The following is a 20,410-nucleotide window of genomic DNA, read 5'->3' on the forward strand; positions in this document are numbered from 1 at the left end:
CCTCCCCTGACGCCCGGCAGCGTGTCCGTGCCGTCCGCCCCTCCCCTACGCCGTCTCCCGGAAGGCAGCCGCCTCCTCCAGGTCCAGCCTGCGCAGCAGCGTCCGCAGCATCTCGTCGTCGATGTACCGCGCGTCCCGGAGCTTGACGAACACCTCACGCTCGGCGCTGATCATCTCCCGGGACAACCGCCGGTACGTGTCGTCGACGGACTCCCCCGTCACCGGGTTGGCCTGCCCGAGCCGTTCCCAGACGGCGTTGCGGCGGCGCTCCAGGACGATGCGCAGCCGGTCGGCGAGCGGAGCGGGCAGGGCGTTGCGCTCGTCGGTGAGGAGTTCGTCCAGGCGCCGCTCGGCGGCCCGGGAGGCCTGGGCCTGGGCGTTGGCCTCGGCCAGCGTCTCGGCCTGTGCGTCCCGCCCGGGGAACTTCAGGAGACGGATCAGCGGGGGCAGGGTGAGGCCCTGCACGACCAGCGTCCCGATGACCGTCGTGAAGGTCAGGAAGAGAATGAGGTTGCGGTGCGGGAAGGGCTCCTCGCCGTCGTGCAGGGTGAGCGGGATCGAGAAGGCGATGGCCAGCGAGACCACGCCCCGCATACCGGCCCACGCGATCACGAACGGCCCCCTCCAGGTCGGATTCGCCTCCCGCTCCCGGATCCGGGCCGACAGCAGCCGCGGCAGGAAGGTCGCCGGGTACACCCACACGAACCGGGCCGCGACGACCACCAGGAAGACGGCGACCGCGTACCAGGCGGCCAGGGCCCCCTCGTACTCCCCGAGGCCCCTCAGCACCACCGGCAGCTGGAGTCCGATCAGCGCGAACACCGCCGACTCCAGGACGAAGGCGACCATCTTCCACACCGCCTCCTCCTGGAGCCGCGTGGCGAAGTCGACCTCCCACGCGCGGTGTCCCAGGTAGAGCGCGACGACCACGACCGCGAGGACGCCGGAGGCGTGCACCTGCTCGGCGACGGCGTACGCGACGAACGGGGTCAGAAGGGAGAGCGTGTTCTGGAACAGCGCCTCCTTCACGTGCGTGCGCAGCCAGTGGATCGGCGCCATCAGCACGAGCCCGGCCACGACACCGCCGACCGCCGCGAGCAGGAACTCGCCTATGCCACCGGCCCAGGTCGCGCCCTCGCCGACGGCGGCGGCGAGGGCCACCCGGTAGGCGGTGATCGCGGTGGCGTCGTTGAGCAGGGACTCGCCCTGGAGGATCGTGGTGATCCGCGACGGGAGCCCGACCCGGCGGGCCACGGCCGTCGCCGCGACCGCGTCCGGCGGCGCCACCACCGCCCCGAAGACCAGGGCCGCGGTCAGCGGCAGGTCCGGCACGAGCAGGTAGAGGGCCCAGCCGACGACGAAGGTCGCGAAGAGCACGTACCCGACGGACAGCAGCGCGACCGGCCGCAGCTGCGCCCGCAGGTCGAGGTAGGAGCTGTCGGTGGCGGCCGTGTGCAACAGCGGGGGCAGGAGGAGCGGCAGGACGACATGCGGGTCGAGGGTGTAGTCCGGCACGCCGGGGACGGAACTGACCGCCAGCCCGACCGCCACCAGCAGCAGCGGCGCGGGAACCGGTGTGCGCCTGGCCACCGCGGCGATCGCGGCACTGCCCGCCACCAGCAACAGCAGTGGCATCACGTCCATCGTTCTCGCCCGCCCTCTTTTTTCCACGCGGTCTTCTGCGCGACCGTCGTAACCTGGCAATCATGAAACAGTGCACGCACGCCGACGCGCTGCCGCACCCCGAACCCGTCCCGCTCAGCGAGACGTGTCCGGAGTGCCTGGCGGAGGGCATGGATCCGGTGCAACTGCGGCTGTGCCTGAGCTGCGGTCACGTCGGCTGCTGTGACTCCTCGCCGGGGCGGCACGCGGCGGGGCACCACAAGGAGTCCGGGCATCCCGTGATGCGGACCCATGAGCCCGGGGAGACCTGGCGCTGGTGCTTCGTCGATCATGTCCTGGTGTGACTCGACAGGACCCCGGCGCCGGACGGTTCGACCGTCTGACGTCTGGGTACGTCAACCCGGCGCGCGCTCTTCCCTTTTGGGCCCGCCAACCCCCTAGACACGGAGCGTATCCACAGGTTTACTGTGAGTGACGGCAAGGGGTTGGGGTCCCGGGGACAGGACCGTTGAGAGCGCGATAGCGTCACCGCTGAACCACGTATCGCGTTACCCCGGGGGGCGACCCTCGGCCCTGAAACGCTTGTACCACCATGGAGGTGAGGGTGTCCCAGATCGCAGGCGAGCCCGCGACCCAGGACTTCGTGGAAGTCCGGCTGCCGGCCGCGGGTGCCTACCTGTCGGTGCTGCGTACGGCCACGGCCGGTCTCGCGGCCCGTTTGGACTTCACCCTCGACGAGATCGAGGACCTGCGCATCGCGGTGGACGAAGCCTGCGCGATCCTGCTCCAGCAGGCCGTGCCCGGCTCCGTACTCAGCTGTGTCTTCCGCCTCGTCGACGACTCGCTCGAGGTCACTGTCTCGGCGCCGACCACGGATGGTCATGCCCCCTCGCGGGACACCTTCGCCTGGACGGTCCTGTCCGCTCTCGCGGGCAAGGTCTCCTCCGCCGTGGACAAGGACAAAACCGTTTCGATCAGCCTCTACAAACAGCGCGGCGCGGGACCCGGGCCGGCGTGAGGAACGAGGACGGGCCGGTGCGGGACGAAGAGCGCGGCACACGAGAGCTGCCGGCCGAGGGCACGGCCCCGGGCACGGCGCCCGGCGGCACCCGGCGCATGGCGGACGGCATCGACGGCATCCCCGAGCAGGCCCGCCCGCATCCCGAGGACGACTCCGCGAGGGCCGTCGTCCCGGGCGGCGAGCGGCGGGACCCGGACGGGGCCGTGCGGAGCGCGCCTCCGGGCGGAGGGATCGCGGCATCTCCTGCCCAGGGGGGTCCCCCCACTCGCGTGAAGCCGGGAGTGGAGGAGGAGGCGAGGGCTCGGGGAAGGGCGACGGGCGGGACGATGAGCGAGCACGAGCGACACTCCGAGGACGCAGCGCCGCGCGCGCACCACACACAGGGTGCGCAGCACGGCTCCCCGGACCGCAGCGGGGCGCGCGACATGTTCCTCAAACTGCGCACCCTGAGCCCCGGCAGCCCCGAGTACGCGGAGCTGCGCAACCAGCTGGTCCGCATGCACCTGCCGCTCGTGGAGCATCTCGCGCGGCGCTTCCGCAACCGCGGTGAGCCGCTGGACGACCTGACCCAGGTCGCCACGATCGGGCTGATCAAGTCGGTCGACCGCTTCGACCCGGACCGCGGCGTGGAGTTCTCCACGTACGCGACCCCGACGGTCGTCGGCGAGATCAAGCGGCACTTCCGCGACAAGGGCTGGGCGGTGCGCGTCCCGCGCCGCCTCCAGGAGCTGCGCCTGTCACTGACCACGGCCACGGCCGAGCTCTCGCAGCTGCACGGCCGCTCCCCCACGGTCCACGAGCTCGCCGAGAAGCTCGCGATCTCGGAGGAGGAGGTCCTGGAGGGCCTGGAGTCCGCCAACGCGTACTCCACACTGTCCCTGGACGTCCCCGACACCGACGACGAGTCACCGGCGGTCGCGGACACCCTCGGCGCGGAGGACGAGGCGCTGGAGGGCGTGGAGTACCGGGAGTCCCTCAAGCCGCTGCTGGAGGACCTCCCGCCGCGCGAGAAGCGGATCCTGCTGCTGCGCTTCTTCGGCAACATGACCCAGTCGCAGATCGCGCAGGAGGTCGGCATCTCGCAGATGCACGTCTCGCGGCTGCTGGCGCGCACACTGGCGCAGCTCCGGGAGAAGCTCCTCGTCGAGGAGTGACGGCTACTTCTCCGTAGCGCCGGGGTTGCCGGGCCCGCGGATCCCGAGGGCCCGGGTCGTCTCGGGGTTCACGAGCAGGACGAGCGCCGCGACGGCCACGACCGCGAGGGCGATCCCGGCCGGAATGGCCATGCTGTCGGCCTGGAGCAGGTTGTAGGCCACCGGCAGCGCCATGAGCTGGGTGATGACGGCCGGGCCGCGGCTCCAGCTGCGGCGGCCGAGCAGCCCGCGCGCGGCGAGCAGCGGCAGCAGAGCGAGCACGACGAGCGTGATGCCCCCGGTCACGGCCTGCTGGCGGTCGTCCGGATGACCCGTGAGGCCGAGGACGAGGATCCAGACGCCGCCGACGACCAGCGCGAGCCCCTCCAGTGCGGCCAGCAGCGCGGCGTACGTCAGCCGCCGCGGACGGGGGCCGGTGATGTCCGGGGTGGTGGGGGTCTGCTCACTGCTCACCCCTGAAGGGTAGCCCTGGCCGTACGCGCCCCTCATGGCGAGGTTCACCCCTGCTCTCTTACCTGATCCCTACCTCGGTCTGGGCCAGGTACCACCCAGTAGGTACGCTGCCAGTCATGCGTGCACTTCTCGTGGTCAATCCGGCGGCAACCACCACAAGTGCGCGCACACGCGACGTACTGATCCACGCGCTCGCCAGCGAGATGAAGCTGGAAGCGGTCACCACCGAGTACCGCGGCCATGCGCGCGACCTGGGCCGGCACGCGGCGGAGAGCGACGACATAGACCTGGTGGTGGCCCTCGGCGGTGACGGCACGGTCAACGAGGTGGTCAACGGCCTCCTGCACGCCGGCCCCGACCCGGGGCACCTCCCCGGCCTCGCCGTGGTCCCGGGCGGCTCCACCAACGTCTTCGCCCGCGCTCTGGGCCTGCCCAACGACGCGGTGGAAGCAACCGGGGCTCTGCTGGACGCCCTGCGCGACGGCAGCGAACGCACCGTCGGCCTGGGCCTGACCTCCGGCACTCCGGGCACGGAGGACGAGGCGGTGCCCTCCCGCTGGTTCACCTTCAACGCGGGGCTCGGCTTCGACGCCGGTGTGGTCGGCCGGGTGGAGCAGCACCGCGAGCGCGGCCGGAAATCCACACACGCTCTTTACGTCCGGCAGGTCGTGCGCCAGCTCCTCGGCGAACCGAACCGCCGGCACGGGACGATCACGCTGGAGCAGCCCGGCGAGGACCCGGTCACCGATCTGGTGCTGTCCATAGTCTCGAACACCTCCCCGTGGACGTTTCTGGGGAATCGCCCGATCTACGCGGCGCCTAAGGCCTCGTTCGATACCGGACTCGATCTCTTCGGCCTCAGCCGGCTGTCCACGGCGGCGGTTGCCCGGTATGGCACCCAGTTGCTCACTTCGTCCCCCGAGCGCGGACCCCGCGGCAAGCACGCGACCTCTCTGCACGATTTGACCGAGTTCACCTTGCATTCGAAGGTGCCACTCCCCCTCCAGATGGACGGTGACCACCTGGGGCTGCGAACAAGCGTGACGTTCACAGGCGTACGCCGTGCACTGCGTGTGATTGTGTGAGCAGAACTGGCTAAAGTCCTTTCACTCGAACGTTTAGGCCAGGATCCACCCCATGGAAGTACGGCTGTGACCTAGTCGACACCGAAGAATCAAAAAAAACTTTCCAGAAGGGGTTGTATCCGCCGCTGAGGTTTGCGAGTCTCTACGTGGCGATCGGGACGGCCCGCAACACCGGCCTCCACTGATCACCAGAACCCCTCTTCAACTCACAGGACCCACGCCAGGGAACCTGGCGGTCGGCCCTTCACTTGTTGAGGGATTCGTGAAAGCGTTCACATTCACAAGCACCTGCACGTAATACCAAGGAGAGGTAGCAGCCATGGACTGGCGTCACAACGCCGTTTGCCGCGAGGAAGACCCCGAGCTCTTCTTCCCCATCGGCAACACCGGTCCTGCGCTGCTGCAGATCGAGGAAGCCAAGGCCGTCTGCCGTCGCTGCCCGGTGATCGAGCAGTGTCTGCAGTGGGCGCTCGAGTCCGGCCAGGACTCCGGCGTCTGGGGTGGTCTCAGCGAGGACGAGCGCCGCGCCATGAAGCGCCGCGCCGCCCGCAACCGGGCCCGTCAGGCCTCCGCCTGACAACCCACCCCTGCTGACAGCCTGAGCTTGGCGGCGCGTGCAGCGAGCACGCATCTCCCGCCCCCGAGCCGCAGCGCGCAGTTCCCCCGATGCGCTTAGTTAAGCAGCAACGAGCTTTAGCCCCGGGCCATTTACTGGCCCGGGGCTCAATGCTTTTGTGGGTCGCTTCCGAGGGCCCCGGATGCTGCTGCTTCTACTTCCGCGCCGGCACCGGGATGTCGAGGATCACGCGGGTGCCGCGCTCCGGGGCCGGGACCATGTCGAAGGTTCCCCCCAACTCGCCCTCCACGAGCGTCCGTACGATCTGGAGGCCGAGATTGCCCGCGGTCTGCGGATCGAAGCCTTCCGGCAGGCCGACGCCGTCGTCCTGGACGGTCACCAGCAGGCGGGCCTCCTTGGAGGTACCGCCGCGGACCGCCGACACCTCGACCGTGCCGGTGTCGCCCTCGCGGAAGCCGTGCTCCAGCGCGTTCTGAAGAACCTCGGTCAGCACCATCGACAGCGGAGTGGCGACCTCGGCGTCGAGGATGCCGAAGCGGCCGGTGCGCCGGCCGGTGACCTTGCCCGGGGAGATCTCCGCGACCATGGCCAGGACCCGGTCGGCGATGTCGTCGAACTCGACGCGCTCGTCCAGGTTCTGGGAGAGCGTCTCGTGCACGATCGCAATCGATCCGACGCGCCGCACCGCCTCCTCCAGGGCCTCGCGGCCACGGTCGGATTCGATGCGCCGGGCCTGGAGGCGGAGCAGCGCCGCCACCGTCTGCAGGTTGTTCTTGACGCGGTGGTGGATCTCCCGGATCGTCGCGTCCTTGGTGATCAACTCGCGTTCCCGGCGACGGAGTTCGGTGACGTCACGGAGCAGGACCAGCGAGCCGATGCGGGTGCCCTTGGGTTTGAGGGGGATCGCGCGGAACTGGATGACCCCGTCGCTGGCCTCGATCTCGAACTCGCGCGGTGCCCAGCCGCTGGCGACCTTGGCGAGCGCCTCGTCCACCGGCCCCCGGGTCGGGGCGAGTTCGGCGGTGGTCTTGCCCAGGTGCTGGCCGACGAGGTCGGAGGCGAGGCCGAGGCGGTGGTAGGCGGACAGCGCGTTCGGGGAGGCGTACTGGACGATGCCGTCGGCGTCGAGCCGGATCAGGCCGTCGCCCACCCGGGGGGAGGCGTCCATGTCGAGCTGCTGGTTCGCGAAGGGGAAGGAGCCGGCCGCGATCATCTGCGCGAGGTCGGAGGCGCTCTGGAGATAGGTGAGCTCCAGGCGGCTGGGGGTGCGCACGGTGAGGAGGTTGGTGTTGCGCGCGATGACACCGAGGACGCGCCCCTCGCGCCGTACGGGGATCGACTCGACCCGGACGGGGACCTCTTCACGCCACTCGGGGTCCCCTTCGCGCACGATGCGGCCCTCGTCGAGGGCGGCGTCCAGCATCGGGCGGCGGCCACGCGGGACGAGGTGGCCCACCATGTCGTCCTGGTAGGACGTCGGACCGGTGTTGGGCCGCATCTGCGCGACGGACACGTACCTCGTGCCGTCGCTGGTGGGGACCCACAGCACCAGGTCGGCGAAGGAGAGGTCGGAGAGCAGCTGCCACTCCGAGACCAGCAGGTGGAGCCACTCGAGATCGGTGTCGTCGAGGGCGGTGTGCTGGCGTACGAGTTCGTTCATGGAGGGCACGTGAGCGAGCGTACCCGGGGGTTTGTACGGCTCTGAAATGTACCGGCTCGGACAGGTACGGGCTCCTGGAACACCCGCGGGCCGCGGCGCCTGAGAGGGACCCTCAACCCTCCCGGCACCGCAGCCCGGAGCAGTATCGGCCGTGGGGTGTGCGGTCCCGGTCGGCCGAAGGACGAGGACCCGGGGCAGTCAGGGCAGAGAGCCTCGGTTCCTCTGTCCGCCTTCCTGTGCGGGGAAGGCGGAGGCTGGTGCGCGCTGCACACGCGCTCTCATCACGCATTGTGGACTAGACCACTCGTTGGTGTCCATGCGTTGGAGGCTGTTCGTTGTTGTTAGTTCTCCGACTGGTCGGACGCGCCGGCGTCCTCCACGCAGCCTAACCCGTGTGGGTTCCTGTGCGGGGCCAGATGGACATGGCAATTTCCGCGACCGCCTCCAGTTCCTCCCGGCTCGCCCCGTCCCGCGCCTGTTGTGACATGCCCTGGATCATCGCTCCGGTGTGACGGGCCAGAGCGGCGGCGTCGGTACCCGGGGGCAGCACTCCGGCGGCCACATCGGCTCTGATGCGGCTCTCGAACGCGGCGATGTTGGCGTTGCGGCGGTCCCGCAGCGACTGTTCGACCTCGGGGGTCGAGCAGTTCGCGGCGGCGTGGACGACGAGGCAGCCGTGCGGGTGGCCGGGTTCCGTGTACGCGGTGGCGGCCTCGCGCAGCATGCGCTCGACGGCGCCCCGGGCGGTGGGCTCCTCGGCGAGGGCCCGGTCGGTGAACGAGCCGTACCTCGTGCCGTAGACCTGCACCACCTCCTCGAACAGGGACCGCTTGTCGCCGAAGGCCGCGTAGAGGCTGGGGGCGCCGATGTCCATGACGCGGGTGAGGTCGGAGACGGACGTGGCCTCGTAGCCGTGCTCCCAGAAGGCCAGGAGCGCCTTCTCGAGGGCGGTCTCGCGATCGAAGGAGCGGGGGCGGCCGCGGGGCCTCCCCCTGCCCTTGCCCGTCATCGCTCCGCCGTCCTCGCCCGTCGCGGTTCCGTGCCTCTCGGCCCTCGCGGTCCCGTCGTCGTTCACCATGGAGTGCATTTTATAGCGGGCACTAGAGAAATGTCGCCGGCGTGGGGTACGGTCATTTATGTAGCGACCGCTAGGTAAATGAGAAGGGGGCGCCGCCATGGGCGTGCTCACGGGCAGGACGGCACTCGTCACGGGGGCGAGCAGGGGCATCGGGCGAGGGATCGCCGAGCGGCTGGGGCGCGACGGCGCGCGGGTCGGGGTGCACTACGGCAGGAACGAGACGGCGGCGAAGGAGACGGTCGCGGCGATCGAGGCGGCGGGCGGCTCGGCGTTCGCGGTGGGCGCGGAGCTGGGCCTGCCGGGGGACGCCGAGGCGCTGTGGGCGGAGTTCGACCGGCACGCGGACGGGCTGGACATCCTGGTGAACAACGCGGGGATCGGCAACACGCGGCCGATCCAGGAGCTGGACGAGCGGGAGTACGACAAGGTCTTCGCGGTGAACGTGAAGGCGCCGTTGTTCATCCTCAAGCACGGCATGACGCGACTGCGGGACGGCGGCCGGGTCGTCAACATCTCGTCGGGGCTGGCCCGGACGGCGGTGATGCCGGACAACATGGCGTACGCGATGACGAAGGGCGCGCTGGACGTCCTCTCACGGGACCTGTCCAAGGTGCTGGGGCCTCGGGGCATCACGGTGAACTCGGTGGCGCCGGGCATCATAGACACCGACAACACGGCCGAGCTGCTGCACGGCAGTGCCGACGGCTGGGCGAAGGCCGCTGCGCTGTCGGCGCTGGGCGGGGTGGGCGAGCCGGCCGAAGTCGCCGACGTGGTGGCGTTCCTGGTCTCGGACGGGGGGCGGTGGGTCACGGGGAGCTGGGTGGATGTGACGGGGGGTTCGCTCACGTAGGGGCCGCCGGCGCACAGCCGAGGGGTCCCGGCCCCGCCCTCGGTCAACGGGTCTCCGTCACCTTCGCCAGCGCCCGAGGCGCGTCCGGGTCCTGGCCGCGGGCGATGGTGACCTCGTAGGCCAGGAGCTGGAGGGGAATGATCTCCAGGACGGGCTGGACCTCCTCGGCCACGTCGTCCGTCGGCAGGACGAAGCCGGCCGACGCCTGCTCGACCTGATGCCGGGGACCGATGACGACCAGGTCGGCGCCGCGGTCGCGCAGCCGGTCGAGGACCGGCTGAAGCGCCTCGCCGCCCTTGCCGTCGGTGACGACGGCGATGACCGGGGAGACGTTGTCGACCATGGCGAGCGGCCCGTGCAGCAGATCGGCGCCGGAGTACGAGAGGGCGGGGATGTAGCTGGTCTCCATCAGCTTGAGCGCGGCCTCCTTGGCCGTGGGATAGCCGTAGCCGCGCGAGGTGATCACCATGCGCTCGGCGAAGCGGTAGCGGGCGGCGAGGGCGCGCACCTCGTCCTGCCGGGCGAGCAGTTGCCCGGCGAGATCCGGCAGCACGTGCGCGGGCGCGCCGTCGCCGCCGCGCAGGCCCTCGACGAACAGGTAGAGCGCGAGAAGGGAGGCGGTGTACGTCTTGGTCGCGGGGAGGGCCTTCTCCGGTCCGGCCATGATGTCGATGTGGTACTCGGAGACGCCGGCGAGCGGTGAGTCCGGGTTGTTGGTGACGGCGAGCGTGATCGCGCCGGCCTCGCGGGCGGCCCGGGTCGAGGCGACCAGATCAGGAGAGCCGCCGGACTGGCTGACGGTGACGACGAGGACGCCCGTGAGGTCGGGCCGGGCGCCGTAGGCCGTGGTGGTGGACATCGAGGTGAGCCCGCAGGGCAGGCCGAGACGGATCTCCAGGAGGTACTTGGCGTAGAGGGCGGCGTTGTCGGAGGTGCCGCGGGCGGTCAGGAGGACGAAGCGGGGAGCGCGGGCGGCGATCTGCCGTGCCACGTCCCGGATGGCGGGGGCACCGTCGGCCAGGATCCGGCGCAGGACGGCGGGCTGCTCCGCCATCTCCCGGGCCATGACCCGGCCCGGGCGCTCACTGAGGGTGTCAGGTGTGGCGGCGGCGGTCATGGCGGGGTCCTTCCGGGGCGCGGGCAGATGCAGCTCCCATTCCACTCCCCCGCACCGCGGAACGCCCACGCGGGGCCGGTGCCGTACACCTGCCGGAGACCTGGTCGGCACCGGGTGGCTGCCCGCGTGGGACCGGCTGCATTCACCCTGGGAGCGGCGCCCCCGCTCTGTTAGATTGGTCTAAACCACACGGCCCCTCCCGGGTCCAGTCCCAGTTGAGCATCCCTCTCAGATCGGCAGGCCCAGCGTGGAAGTTGTCATCGTTCCGGACGCCAAGGCGGGCGGCGAGCTCATCGCCGAGGCCATGGCCCAGCTGCTCCGGCGCAAGCCCGACGCCCTGCTCGGCGTGGCGACCGGCTCGACGCCGCTGCCCGTGTACGAGGCACTGGCGGCCAAGGTGCGCTCCGGTGCCGTGGACGTCACGCGGGCGCGGATAGCCCAGCTCGACGAGTACGTGGGGCTGCCCGCCGACCATCCGGAGTCGTACCGCTCGGTGCTGCGGCGTGAGGTGCTGGAGCCGCTCGGCATCGGGATGGGCCAGTTCACGGGTCCGGACGGCACGGCAGAGGACGTACAGGGCGCGTGCGAGGCGTACGACAAGGCGCTCGTCGACGCCGGTGGTGTGGATCTTCAGCTGCTCGGGATCGGGACCGACGGGCACATCGGGTTCAACGAGCCGTGTTCGTCGCTGGCGTCGCGGACGCGGATCAAGACGCTGACCGAGCAGACCCGGATCGACAACGCCCGTTTCTTCGACGGCGACATCGACCAGGTGCCGCACCACGTGATCACGCAGGGCATCGGCACCATCCTGGAGGCCAGGCACCTGGTACTGCTCGCCACCGGCGAGGGCAAGGCGGACGCGGTCGCGGCGACGGTGGAAGGGCCGGTCGCCGCGGTGTGCCCCGCGTCCGCGCTCCAGCTCCACCCGCATGCGACCGTCGTGGTCGACGAGGCCGCCGCGTCGAAGCTGAAGCTGGCGGACTACTTCCGGCACACCTACGCCAACAAGCCCGACTGGCAGGGGATCTAGCGGCCGAGCGCCCCTGCATCCAGAGCCTCGTCGTCAGCCGGCTCGTCCTGGGCCCGCAGGCCGGCCACCCACAACGGCATGACCCAGTGGACGACGAGGACGGCGAGGAGGAGGGGTGCGGCGTAGGCCTTCGGGGCGTCGCCGTCGACACCGCCCGTGATCAGCAGGGCGATCGCCGCCGCGGCCAGGAGCAGGGTCGTCATGCGGTGGGCCCGGGCCAGGACGCGGCTGCGCTCCGCCGACTGCCGCTCGTCCAGCACGTGTTCGCGCAGCTCCAGCAGGCCCCGGGTGGCGCCGTTGATGACGCCGGTCGCGACCATCCAGGGAAGCAGCAGTACCGCCATCGCGGCGACGGGCCACAGCGGCTCGCCCTCGGCGAGGAAGAAGTGGGTCATCAGTCCGCCGATGGCCACGGTGAGGGTGATGTGTGCGGCGACGGCCAGGCGTCGGCGTGCCGCCGTGGCGTACCAGGCCTGGCCGCGGCGGTCGTTCATGAGCCGCAGCATGCTCCGGTCGTAGCGGGTCAGGCGTGTCGTCGTCATGGCTGGTTCCTCCCGTAGACCTCGTCCGTGAGCGGCCGGAACGGTTCGAGGGAGAACAGGGCCTCGACCGGCAGATCGAAGAACTTCGAGATCCTCAGTGCCAGGTCGAGGCTCGGGTTGTACTGCCCTCGCTCGATGTAGCCGATGGTCTGGTAGTGGGCTCCCACTGCCTCGGCCAGGCTCTGCCGCGACACCTTCCGTTCGGCGCGCACCACGGCCAGCCTGTTGTGAACCTGCTCGCTCATGTATAAGAAGTACTACATTCGGAAGTAGCTTTACAACCCAGTAGCTGCAACCCGACAGGCTTACACCCCGGCGATCACCTCGGCCGCCGCCCGGCCGCAGACGCGGGCCGCGCCGTGGGTGGCGATGTGCAGGGCGCCGCGGGGTGCGGCCTGGGGGACGCCCATTTCGACCACGATGGTGTCGGGGCGGGCCGCCAGCAGGGTGTCGAGGGCGGAGGCCATCCAGGGGTGGCGGTGTTCGTCGCGGACGACGGCGACGATGCGGCGCGGACCGGCTGCCTCGAGGGCCGCGCGTCCGGCGCTCTCACCGGCACCGGCATCACCCTCCTTGCCGTCCTCCGCCGAGTAGCTGCCCGTCACCGTGCCCGGCAGGAGGTGGACGAGTTCGGCGGCGACGCCCCAGGGGGTCTCGTCACCCACGGCGATGTTGGCGACGGGGGTGAGGGCGGCGACGTAGGGAGGTTCGGTGAGGGGCTCGAAGGTCTCCGGGCTCCCCAGCCCCGGGGCGACGGTGACCGTGAGGGCGCGGCGGGCGGCGTGCAGGCCGATCTCGCTGCCGTGGGTCTCGTCGGGCGAGTGACCGGCCGTGCTCGCCCAGCGGGCCAGCGCCCGGACCCGGTCCGCGGCCTCGGCCAGGCGTTCCTCGGGCAGCTCGCCCGTGCGTACGGCCGTGACCAGGGCATCGCGCAGACGCCGTACGGTCTCGTCGTCGGCCAGGCCACCGCCCACGCAGATCGCGTCGGCACCGGCGGCGACGGCGAGGACGCTGCCGCGTTCGATGCCGTAGGTGCCCGCGATGGCCCGCATCTCCATGCCGTCGGTGACGATGAGGCCGTCGTAGCCGAGTTCGCCGCGCAGCAGGCCGGTCAGGATGCGGCCGGAGAGGGTGGCGGGGCGGTCGGGGTCCAGGGCCGGGACCAGGATGTGAGCGCTCATCACGGCCCGGCTGCCGGCGGCGATGGCCGCGCGGAACGGGGTCAGTTCACGGTCGGTCAGCACGTCCGCGGGGACGTCGATGCGCGGCAGGGCGTGGTGGGAGTCGACAGCCGTGTCGCCGTGGCCCGGGAAGTGCTTGGTGCAGGCGGCGACTCCCGCCGACTGCAGGCCCGTCACGTACGCGGCGGTGTGCCGGGCGGCCAGGCCGGTGTCGGCGCCGAAGGAGCGGACACCGATCACCGGGTTGCGCGGGTCGGAGTTCACGTCGGCGGACGGGGCCCAGTTGAGGTTCACGCCGCAGGCCGCGAGACGGCGGCCCAGTTCGTGGGCGACCTGTCGCGTCAGCTCCACGTCGTCCACCGCGCCGAGGGCGTGGTTGCCCGGGAAGGAGGAACCGGTCCGCACCTCCAGGCGCGTCACGTCACCGCCTTCCTCGTCGATCGCGACCAGGACGTCGTCGCGCTCGGCCCGCAGTTGTGCGGTCAGCTCGGCCAGTTGGCCGGGCGAGGCGATGTTGCGGCCGAACAGGCCGACGGAGGCGAGGCCCTCGCCGAGCCGGCGCAGCAGCCAGTCGGGGGCGGTGGTGCCGGTGAAACCGGGCTGGAGAACCGTCAGGGCGTCACGCGTGAGCGTGTCGGTACCGCTGGCGAGTGTCGTCATCGGGTGGGGTCATCCCTTCACGGCGCCCGCGGTCAGGCCCGCGGCCATCTTGCGCTGGACGAGGAGGAAGAGGGCGACGATCGGCACGGCCATCATCGTGGCGCCGGCCATCATCGGGGCGTATTCGGTGCCGTGCTTGGTGGTGAAGTTGCCGAGCCAGACGGTCGCCGTCTGGTTCTTCTGGCTGAGCAGCATCAGGGCGTACAGGTATTCGTTCCAGGCCTGGATGAAGCCGTAGACCGAGGTGGCGACCATGCCGGGGGCCAGCAGCGGGAAGACGACCCGGAGGAAGGCTCCCGTGCGGGAGCAGCCGTCGACCATGGCCGCCTCCTCCAGTTCCTTCGGGATGTTGACGATGAAGCCCCGGAGCGTCCAGACCGTGAACGGGAGGATGAAGGTCAGGTACGTGATGATGAGGCCCGTCAGCCGGTCGTACTGGCCCAGGTCGTTGAGCAGCAGGAACACCGGGATGATCATGGCGACCAGCGGGACCATCTGGACGGCGAGGATGCCCACGATCACGATCTTGCGGCCACGGAATGCGAAGCGCGAGATGGCGAGCGCGGCCAGCAGCCCCACGACCATGCCGATGACGACCACCGCCAGCGACACCACCATGCTGCGGCCCACCGGGCCCCAGAAGTCGGCGATGTCCAGCGCCCGGCCGAAGTTGGCGAAGGTGATGCCGGTCGGCAGCAGGCTCGGGTCCGGGTCGATGGCGTCCTTGGCGGGCTTGAACGCCGTGTTGAGCATCCAGTAGAGCGGGAAGCCCGCGGTGACGAAGACCAGGAGGCCGAGGAGGTTCCACCAGAGTTTCGGCGCCCGCTGCGCCCGCGGCGCGCGCCGCACCCGCCGGGGAGCCACAGTGCTGCTCATTCGACCTCTCCGATCTTCAGCATCTGCCGCATGTAGACGGCGACCACGCCGAGCAGCAGCAGGACGGTGATCAGCGCGATGGCCGAGCCCTGGGCGTAGTCGTTGACCACGAACGCCCGGTCGTAGGAGTAGGTGTTGAGGACCTGGAACTCCGGCTCGGGGTGGCCGCCCCGCATGACGAACACCTGGGGGAAGACGCCCATGTCCCAGATGACCGACAGGGTCGTGAGCATCACGATGATCGGCTTGAGGACGGGCAGGGTGACATAGCGGAAGACGCCCCAGGAGCCGGCGCCGTCCAGGCGGGCCGCCTCCTCCAGCTCCTTCGGCACCTGGGTGAGACCCGCGCTGAGCGTGATGACCACGAACGGCACGGCTCCCCACACCACCAGCAGCATGATCACGGCCAGGCCCTCGGGTCCGCTCGCGAACCAGTTGTGGCCGATCATCTCGACGCCGGGCAGCTTGCTGAGCAGCGCGTTGAACACGCCGTAGTCCGAGTCGAAGAGCCACTTGAAGACCGTGGTCGCCACGATCACGGGCATGCCCCAGCTCGCCACCAGCACGATGTTGATGAGCACCTTCAGCCAGCCGGAGACCCGCTGGAGCAGCAGGGCGATCGCCATGCCGATCACCATGGTGAAGACGACGGCCCCGGCGGCGAAGACGATCGTGCGGACCACGACGGTCCAGAACTCGCCGTCCCCCAGCACCTTCGCGAAGTTGTCGAACCCGACCGACTCGGCCGGCTGGAAGCCCCACAGCTGGGACTGCCCGAACCTCTGGAAGGACAGGGTGACCAGACGGGCCAGCGGATAGCCCATGACCAGGGCCAGGATCAGCAGGCAGGGGGCGAGCAGCAGCCAGGGGACCGCGGCCCCGCCCGACGGCCGGCTCACCCGTGGCGGCTCGTCGGCGGGAGGTGGCGGTGCCTGCCGCGGTGGCGGCACCTTGGCAGGGGTGGTGGTGTCTGCGGCACTCATCGCGCGCTCCTCGGCGGTCCCTCAGGTCTTGACGACGGCGGGGCTCCCCGGCCAGGAGCCCCGCCCGTAGGTCACTTGGTGTTGATGACCTTGTCGATCGCGGCGTCCGCATCCTTCGCGGCGGCCTCGACCGACTTCTTGCCGGTGCCGATGCTCTGGAGCATGGTCTGGAGGATCTGCGCCTTCTCGACCTGGCCCCAGCCGGGGGCCATCGGGACGAACCAGCTGGACTCGGCCGCGGTGGCGGGGACCGCCGTCTTCGGGTCGTTCTTCAGCGTCGCGAGGTCGGTCTTGTTGTTGGGCAGGTTGCCCTTGGCGATCAGGCCCTTCTGGCCGGAGGAGCCGGTGAACGCGTTGATCCACTCGGCGGCCAGGGCCTGAGCGTCGGACTTCACCGGCACGGCGAGGTCGCTGCCGCCCAGGAAGACCGGCATGTTCTTGCCGGACGGGCCGGGCATGACGAAGTTCTCGAGGTTGCCCTTGAGCTTGCCGGTCTTGTCGTTCTTCGGGTCCTCGGCGGTCGCGCCCTCCCAGGCGGCGGCGAAGATCATGGCGGACTTGCCCTGGCCGTAGACGATGTAGCGGTCGGACTCGTCCTTGGTCTTGTCACCGTGCATGTACTTGTCGACGACGTTCTTGAACTCCTTGAGGCCCTTGAGGGACTCGGGCGAGGAGAGGGAGGCCTTCCACTGGCCGCCCGACTCGGTGGCGATGGCGCCGCCGGCGTCGTAGACGAAGGACATGGCCGCGTACCAGTCGCGGGTCGGCTGGTACCAGGCGCTGAACTTGTCGCCCTGCTTCTTCTGGATCTTGTCCAGGGCGGCGGTCAGCTCCTTGTACGTCTTCGGGGGCGTCTTCACACCGACCGAGGCCGCCACGTCCTTGCGCCAGTTGGCGACGCGGCCGCCGGCGTAGTACGGCACGCCGTAGGTCTTGCCCTCGTAGGTCACCGAGGCCTTGAGGCCGTCCAGCCAGGCGTCCGAGTTGTCGAACTCGCCCGCGTCGAGGGGGGCGAAGGCGCCCTTGACCATGTAGCCGAGCATCTCGGTGTTGCCCATCTCGACCACATCGGGGGCCTTGTCGGTGGCGAGGACGGCGTCGAGCTTGGCGTTCTTGTCGGGCCAGCCGTAGTACTCGTGGTTGATCTTCAGCCCGGGGTGCTTCTTCTGCACGGCGGCGTCGGCCGCCTTCACCAGCTCCGGCCAGTTGTTCTGGGCGTCGACGGTGAGCCAGACGGTCAGCTCCTTGGCGTCCGCGCCCTTGTCCGAACCCCCGCTGCCACCCTCGCCCCCACACGCCGCGATGGAGACCATCATGCCCGCGATACCGATCGCGGATATCAGCTTGCGCTTCACGCCACCCTCCTCAGGGATGCCACCGACCCCCCTGCTCCCCGCGGTGAACGTGGGGCCAGGCCCTGGACCAATGGTGTAGACCAGTAGGGGGAGCTTGGACCAGACCACCAGGCCTGTCAAGAGTCCGGAATCAGCTCTGACCAGCCGTTATGCGACCTACATATGCAGGAACCTTTAAGTAAGAACCCGGCGAAAACCCGGCCGCGCACGGCATACTCCAGGTAGACCACTGGAGTTGTGGACTAGACCAAAAGCGGCGCCGACGGTATACAAGTGAGATCGTGTCGGCCCAGGAGCCGGGAAGGCGGAGCATGAGCACCGACATCAGCAGTGCGGAGAACGAGAGCGGGGCGCCCGTCCGCACCGCACGCGTGCCCAAGTACTACCGCCTGAAGAAGCACCTGCTCGACATGACCGAGACCCAGGCGCCCGGCACGCCGGTGCCGCCCGAGCGCACCCTGGCGGCCGAGTTCGACACCTCGCGCACGACCGTGCGCCAGGCGCTCCAGGAGCTGGTCGTCGAGGGCCGGCTGGAGCGCATCCAGGGCAAGGGCACGTTCGTCGCCAAGCCGAAGGTCTCGCAGGCACTGCAACTGACCTCGTACACCGAGGACATGCGCGCCCAGGGTCTCGAACCCACCTCGCAGCTGCTGGACATCGGCTACGTCACCGCCGACGACCGCCTCGCCGGGCTGCTCGACATCACGGCCGGCGGACGGGTGCTGCGCATCGAGCGGCTGCGCATGGCCAACGGCGAGCCGATGGCCATCGAGACCACCCACCTGAGCGCGAAGCGCTTCCCGGCCCTGCGCCGGTCCCTGGTGAAGTACACGTCCCTCTACACCGCGCTCGCCGAGGTCTACGACGTCCATCTCGCGGAGGCCGAGGAGACCATCGAGACCTCGCTGGCCACTCCGCGCGAGGCCGGCCTGCTCGGCACCGACGTCGGCCTGCCGATGCTGATGCTCTCCCGTCACTCGCTGGACCGGGACGGGCAGCCGGTGGAGTGGGTGCGGTCGGTCTACCGCGGCGACCGCTACAAGTTCGTGGCGCGTCTGAAGCGCCCCCAGGAGTAGGGCGCGCGGCGCGGCACGACTGCTGCTGAGCTCGGTTTCTTTTGGATACCGCATTACGGACGAGGGGTTCCGTTCCCGCCGCACCCTGACCTAGATTGCCTGCGCATTGCACAGGTGATCACTGAGGGGACGGAGCCGCCTGATGTCGCAAGCCCCAGAAGCCAGCAGAGGGGCGATGGTGACGCCGATGCGCGTCGTCATCGGCCTCTGCCTCATAGCGCCCTTCGTGGCCATGCTGTGGGTCGGCTCGTACGCCAAGACCGACCCGGCCTTCATCGGGATCCCGTTCTTCTACTGGTACCAGATGGCGTGGGTGCTGATCTCCACCGCGCTGACGATGATCGCCTACAAGCTGTGGCAGCGTGACCAGCGCGCCCGCTCTGCCGCGAAGGGCGGTGCGTCCGAGTGAAGGACGGCGTGAACGGCGTCGCACTCGCCGTCTTCATCTTCTTCTTCCTGGCCGTCACGGTCATGGGCTTCCTGGCCGCGCGCTGGCGCAAGGCCGAGAACGAGCACAGCCTGGACGAGTGGGGCCTGGGCGGCCGCTCGTTCGGCACCTGGATCACCTGGTTCCTGCTCGGCGGCGACCTGTACACGGCGTACACCTTCGTGGCCGTACCGGCGGCGATCTACGCGGCGGGCGCGGCCGGCTTCTTCGCGGTGCCCTACACGATCCTCGTCTACCCGCTGATCTTCACGTTCCTCCCCCGCCTGTGGTCGGTCTCGCACAAGCACGGGTACGTGACGACGTCCGACTTCGTCCGCGGCCGGTTCGGCTCGAAGGGCCTGTCGCTGGCGGTCGCGGTGACCGGCATCCTGGCCACGATGCCGTACATCGCGCTACAGCTGGTCGGCATCCAGGCCGTACTGGACGTCATGGGCATCGGCGGCGGCGAGAACACCAACTGGTTCATCAAGGACCTGCCCCTGCTGATCGCCTTCGGTGTGCTGGCGGCGTACACGTACTCGTCGGGTCTGCGGGCGCCGGCGCTGATCGCGTTCGTGAAGGACACCCTGATCTACATCGTCATCGCGGTGGCGATCATCTACATCCCGATCAAGCTGGGCGGCTTCGACGACATCTTCGCCAAGGCGAGCGACGCGTTCAGCCAGACCAACCCGGCGACGGGCGCGCCGCGCGGTGCGCTGGTCCCGGCCGAGGCGGGGCAGTGGACGTACGCCACGCTGGCGCTGGGCTCCGCGCTCGCGCTCTTCATGTACCCGCACTCGATCACGGCGACGCTGTCCTCGAAGAACCGTGAGGTGATCCGCCGCAACACCACGATCCTGCCGCTGTACTCGCTGATGCTGGGCCTGCTCGCGCTGCTCGGCTTCATGGCGATCGCCGCCGGGATCAAGGTGCAGAACGGGCAGCTGGCGATCCCGCAGCTGTTCGAGACCATGTTCCCGGACTGGTTCGCGGGCGTGGCCTTCGCGGCGATCGGCATCGGGGCCCTGGTCCCGGCGGCCATCATGTCCATCGCCGCCGCGAACCTCTTCACCCGCAACATCTACAAGGACTTCATCAAGCCCGACGCCACGCCCGCGCAGGAGACCAAGGTCTCCAAGCTGGTCTCGCTGCTGGTGAAGGTGGGCGCGCTGGCCTTCGTCCTCACCATGGACAAGACGGTCGCCATCAACTTCCAGCTCCTGGGCGGCATCTGGATCCTCCAGACCTTCCCGGCCCTGGTCGGCGGCCTGTTCACCCGCTGGTTCCACCGCTGGGCACTGCTCGCGGGCTGGGCCGTCGGCATGATCTACGGCACGGTCGCCGCGTACGGCGTCGCCTCGCCGACCCAGAAGCACTTCGGCGGCTCCTCGAAGGAGATCCCGGGCATCGGCGAGATCGGCTACATCGGCCTCACGGCGTTCGTCCTGAACGTCGTCGTCACCGTCGTCCTGACCTTCGTCCTCAAGGCCCTGAAGGCCCCCGACGGCATCGACGAGACCAAGCCGGAGGACTACACGGCGGACGCGGGCGACCCCGGCGTCCAGGTGGAGCTGCCGCCGGCGACGGCGGGCACCTCGCACTGAGTCGCAGGTGACAGCGGGCCGTCGGTGAAAGACCCGGCGGCCCGTTGTCATA

At 69.9% G+C, this 20,410-nt stretch carries 21 protein-coding genes; 10 read left to right on the forward strand and 11 right to left on the reverse strand.

The window, feature by feature from the left end; all coding sequences use genetic code 11:
* Positions 1-45: 45 nt before the first annotated feature.
* The gene (locus tag SCNRRL3882_RS13305) at positions 46-1,644 is read right to left on the reverse strand and encodes a Na+/H+ antiporter (protein WP_010047525.1); all 1,599 of its coding nucleotides are present in this window, start codon (positions 1,642-1,644) and stop codon (positions 46-48) included.
* Between the two features lie 62 nt (positions 1,645-1,706).
* Here SCNRRL3882_RS13305 and SCNRRL3882_RS13310 point away from each other — a divergent pair, with 62 nt between their 5' ends.
* From SCNRRL3882_RS13310 to SCNRRL3882_RS13320, 3 genes are all read left to right on the forward strand, one after another.
* Positions 1,707-1,967, forward strand: a complete 261-nt coding sequence (locus tag SCNRRL3882_RS13310; RefSeq protein ID WP_010047527.1) for a UBP-type zinc finger domain-containing protein — start codon at positions 1,707-1,709, stop codon at positions 1,965-1,967.
* 260 nt (positions 1,968-2,227) lie between these two features.
* Positions 2,228-2,641 (forward strand): hypothetical protein, encoded by a 414-nt coding sequence (locus SCNRRL3882_RS13315; RefSeq protein ID WP_003992877.1) that lies wholly within the window; start codon positions 2,228-2,230, stop codon positions 2,639-2,641.
* A gap of 17 nt (positions 2,642-2,658) precedes the next feature.
* Positions 2,659-3,798 carry an RNA polymerase sigma factor SigF gene (locus SCNRRL3882_RS13320; RefSeq protein ID WP_010047529.1) on the forward strand — a complete coding sequence of 380 codons (1,140 nt, stop codon included), beginning with the start codon at positions 2,659-2,661 and terminating at the stop codon, positions 3,796-3,798.
* A gap of 3 nt (positions 3,799-3,801) precedes the next feature.
* Here SCNRRL3882_RS13320 and SCNRRL3882_RS13325 read toward each other — a convergent pair whose 3' ends face one another.
* Positions 3,802-4,251, reverse strand: a complete 450-nt coding sequence (locus SCNRRL3882_RS13325; protein ID WP_029181718.1) for a hypothetical protein — start codon at positions 4,249-4,251, stop codon at positions 3,802-3,804.
* Positions 4,252-4,367: 116 nt separating this feature from the next.
* Between SCNRRL3882_RS13325 and SCNRRL3882_RS13330 the strand changes: the two genes are divergently transcribed.
* Complete coding sequence (locus SCNRRL3882_RS13330; protein ID WP_010047534.1) at positions 4,368-5,336, forward strand: diacylglycerol/lipid kinase family protein; 969 nt, start codon at positions 4,368-4,370, stop codon at positions 5,334-5,336.
* A gap of 319 nt (positions 5,337-5,655) precedes the next feature.
* A complete protein-coding gene (locus SCNRRL3882_RS13335; protein WP_003992873.1) occupies positions 5,656-5,913 on the forward strand; it encodes a WhiB family transcriptional regulator in 258 nt (85 codons plus the stop codon).
* A 193-nt stretch (positions 5,914-6,106) separates the two neighbouring features.
* Here the strand turns inward: SCNRRL3882_RS13335 and SCNRRL3882_RS13340 are convergent, their stop codons facing one another.
* Complete coding sequence (locus tag SCNRRL3882_RS13340; protein ID WP_010047549.1) at positions 6,107-7,573, reverse strand: sensor histidine kinase; 1,467 nt, start codon at positions 7,571-7,573, stop codon at positions 6,107-6,109.
* Between the two features lie 385 nt (positions 7,574-7,958).
* A complete protein-coding gene (locus tag SCNRRL3882_RS13345; protein ID WP_029181719.1) occupies positions 7,959-8,582 on the reverse strand; it encodes a TetR/AcrR family transcriptional regulator in 624 nt (207 codons plus the stop codon).
* Positions 8,583-8,748: 166 nt separating this feature from the next.
* Between SCNRRL3882_RS13345 and SCNRRL3882_RS13350 the strand changes: the two genes are divergently transcribed.
* Positions 8,749-9,501, forward strand: a complete 753-nt coding sequence (locus SCNRRL3882_RS13350; protein WP_010047553.1) for an SDR family oxidoreductase — start codon at positions 8,749-8,751, stop codon at positions 9,499-9,501.
* A gap of 43 nt (positions 9,502-9,544) precedes the next feature.
* Here SCNRRL3882_RS13350 and SCNRRL3882_RS13355 read toward each other — a convergent pair whose 3' ends face one another.
* Positions 9,545-10,618, reverse strand: coding sequence for an SIS domain-containing protein (locus SCNRRL3882_RS13355; RefSeq protein WP_010047555.1), 1,074 nt, complete (start codon positions 10,616-10,618; stop codon positions 9,545-9,547).
* A 247-nt stretch (positions 10,619-10,865) separates the two neighbouring features.
* Here SCNRRL3882_RS13355 and nagB point away from each other — a divergent pair, with 247 nt between their 5' ends.
* The gene (gene nagB, locus SCNRRL3882_RS13360) at positions 10,866-11,651 is read left to right on the forward strand and encodes a glucosamine-6-phosphate deaminase (protein ID WP_010047558.1); all 786 of its coding nucleotides are present in this window, start codon (positions 10,866-10,868) and stop codon (positions 11,649-11,651) included.
* On the opposite strand, the gene SCNRRL3882_RS13365 is transcribed toward nagB, so the two are convergent.
* From SCNRRL3882_RS13365 to SCNRRL3882_RS13390, 6 genes are all read right to left on the reverse strand, one after another.
* The gene (locus tag SCNRRL3882_RS13365) at positions 11,648-12,193 is read right to left on the reverse strand and encodes a hypothetical protein (protein WP_010047560.1); all 546 of its coding nucleotides are present in this window, start codon (positions 12,191-12,193) and stop codon (positions 11,648-11,650) included. The genes nagB and SCNRRL3882_RS13365 overlap by 4 nt on opposite strands.
* The gene (locus tag SCNRRL3882_RS13370; protein ID WP_010047561.1) at positions 12,190-12,438 is read right to left on the reverse strand and encodes a helix-turn-helix transcriptional regulator; all 249 of its coding nucleotides are present in this window, start codon (positions 12,436-12,438) and stop codon (positions 12,190-12,192) included. Before SCNRRL3882_RS13370 ends, SCNRRL3882_RS13365 begins: the two co-directional genes overlap by 4 nt.
* A gap of 60 nt (positions 12,439-12,498) precedes the next feature.
* Positions 12,499-14,034 (reverse strand): glycoside hydrolase family 3 protein, encoded by a 1,536-nt coding sequence (locus tag SCNRRL3882_RS13375; RefSeq protein WP_010047562.1) that lies wholly within the window; start codon positions 14,032-14,034, stop codon positions 12,499-12,501.
* A gap of 9 nt (positions 14,035-14,043) precedes the next feature.
* Positions 14,044-14,910, reverse strand: coding sequence for a carbohydrate ABC transporter permease (locus tag SCNRRL3882_RS13380; RefSeq protein WP_029181720.1), 867 nt, complete (start codon positions 14,908-14,910; stop codon positions 14,044-14,046).
* A complete protein-coding gene (locus SCNRRL3882_RS13385; RefSeq protein ID WP_029181721.1) occupies positions 14,907-15,893 on the reverse strand; it encodes a carbohydrate ABC transporter permease in 987 nt (328 codons plus the stop codon). Before SCNRRL3882_RS13385 ends, SCNRRL3882_RS13380 begins: the two co-directional genes overlap by 4 nt.
* A gap of 71 nt (positions 15,894-15,964) precedes the next feature.
* Complete coding sequence (locus tag SCNRRL3882_RS13390) at positions 15,965-17,248, reverse strand: extracellular solute-binding protein (RefSeq protein WP_010047565.1); 1,284 nt, start codon at positions 17,246-17,248, stop codon at positions 15,965-15,967.
* 311 nt (positions 17,249-17,559) lie between these two features.
* Between SCNRRL3882_RS13390 and SCNRRL3882_RS13395 the strand changes: the two genes are divergently transcribed.
* The 3 genes from SCNRRL3882_RS13395 to mctP all read left to right on the forward strand — a co-directional run bounded on the left by SCNRRL3882_RS13395 (position 17,560) and on the right by mctP (position 20,358).
* On the forward strand, positions 17,560-18,324 hold the full coding sequence (locus tag SCNRRL3882_RS13395) for a GntR family transcriptional regulator (protein ID WP_010047568.1): 765 nt from the start codon (positions 17,560-17,562) through the stop codon (positions 18,322-18,324).
* Positions 18,325-18,466: 142 nt separating this feature from the next.
* Positions 18,467-18,733, forward strand: a complete 267-nt coding sequence (locus tag SCNRRL3882_RS13400) for a DUF3311 domain-containing protein (RefSeq protein ID WP_173937245.1) — start codon at positions 18,467-18,469, stop codon at positions 18,731-18,733.
* A complete protein-coding gene (gene mctP / locus SCNRRL3882_RS13405) occupies positions 18,730-20,358 on the forward strand; it encodes a monocarboxylate uptake permease MctP (protein ID WP_010047575.1) in 1,629 nt (542 codons plus the stop codon). The genes SCNRRL3882_RS13400 and mctP overlap by 4 nt, the downstream gene beginning before the upstream one ends.
* The last annotated feature ends 52 nt before the right edge of the window (positions 20,359-20,410 follow it).

The organism is Streptomyces chartreusis NRRL 3882, from assembly GCF_900236475.1.
GTDB classification, from domain to species: domain Bacteria; phylum Actinomycetota; class Actinomycetes; order Streptomycetales; family Streptomycetaceae; genus Streptomyces; species Streptomyces chartreusis_D.

Bases quoted from the DNA above. Each gene is read 5' to 3' on its own strand.
- SCNRRL3882_RS13395 (WP_010047568.1), top strand. From the start codon at position 17,560: ATGAGCACCGACATCAGCAGTGCGGAGAACGAGAGCGGGGCGCCCGTC.
- SCNRRL3882_RS13340 (WP_010047549.1), bottom strand. From the start codon at position 7,573: ATGAACGAACTCGTACGCCAGCACACCGCCCTCGACGACACCGATCTC.
- SCNRRL3882_RS13365 (WP_010047560.1), bottom strand. From the start codon at position 12,193: ATGACGACGACACGCCTGACCCGCTACGACCGGAGCATGCTGCGGCTC.
- SCNRRL3882_RS13400 (WP_173937245.1), top strand. From the start codon at position 18,467: ATGTCGCAAGCCCCAGAAGCCAGCAGAGGGGCGATGGTGACGCCGATG.
- SCNRRL3882_RS13380 (WP_029181720.1), bottom strand. From the start codon at position 14,910: ATGAGCAGCACTGTGGCTCCCCGGCGGGTGCGGCGCGCGCCGCGGGCG.
- SCNRRL3882_RS13345 (WP_029181719.1), bottom strand. From the start codon at position 8,582: ATGACGGGCAAGGGCAGGGGGAGGCCCCGCGGCCGCCCCCGCTCCTTC.
- SCNRRL3882_RS13370 (WP_010047561.1), bottom strand. From the start codon at position 12,438: ATGAGCGAGCAGGTTCACAACAGGCTGGCCGTGGTGCGCGCCGAACGG.
- SCNRRL3882_RS13330 (WP_010047534.1), top strand. From the start codon at position 4,368: ATGCGTGCACTTCTCGTGGTCAATCCGGCGGCAACCACCACAAGTGCG.
- SCNRRL3882_RS13350 (WP_010047553.1), top strand. From the start codon at position 8,749: ATGGGCGTGCTCACGGGCAGGACGGCACTCGTCACGGGGGCGAGCAGG.
- SCNRRL3882_RS13305 (WP_010047525.1), bottom strand. From the start codon at position 1,644: ATGGACGTGATGCCACTGCTGTTGCTGGTGGCGGGCAGTGCCGCGATC.
- SCNRRL3882_RS13310 (WP_010047527.1), top strand. From the start codon at position 1,707: ATGAAACAGTGCACGCACGCCGACGCGCTGCCGCACCCCGAACCCGTC.
- SCNRRL3882_RS13355 (WP_010047555.1), bottom strand. From the start codon at position 10,618: ATGACCGCCGCCGCCACACCTGACACCCTCAGTGAGCGCCCGGGCCGG.
- SCNRRL3882_RS13375 (WP_010047562.1), bottom strand. From the start codon at position 14,034: ATGACGACACTCGCCAGCGGTACCGACACGCTCACGCGTGACGCCCTG.
- SCNRRL3882_RS13385 (WP_029181721.1), bottom strand. From the start codon at position 15,893: ATGAGTGCCGCAGACACCACCACCCCTGCCAAGGTGCCGCCACCGCGG.
- SCNRRL3882_RS13335 (WP_003992873.1), top strand. From the start codon at position 5,656: ATGGACTGGCGTCACAACGCCGTTTGCCGCGAGGAAGACCCCGAGCTC.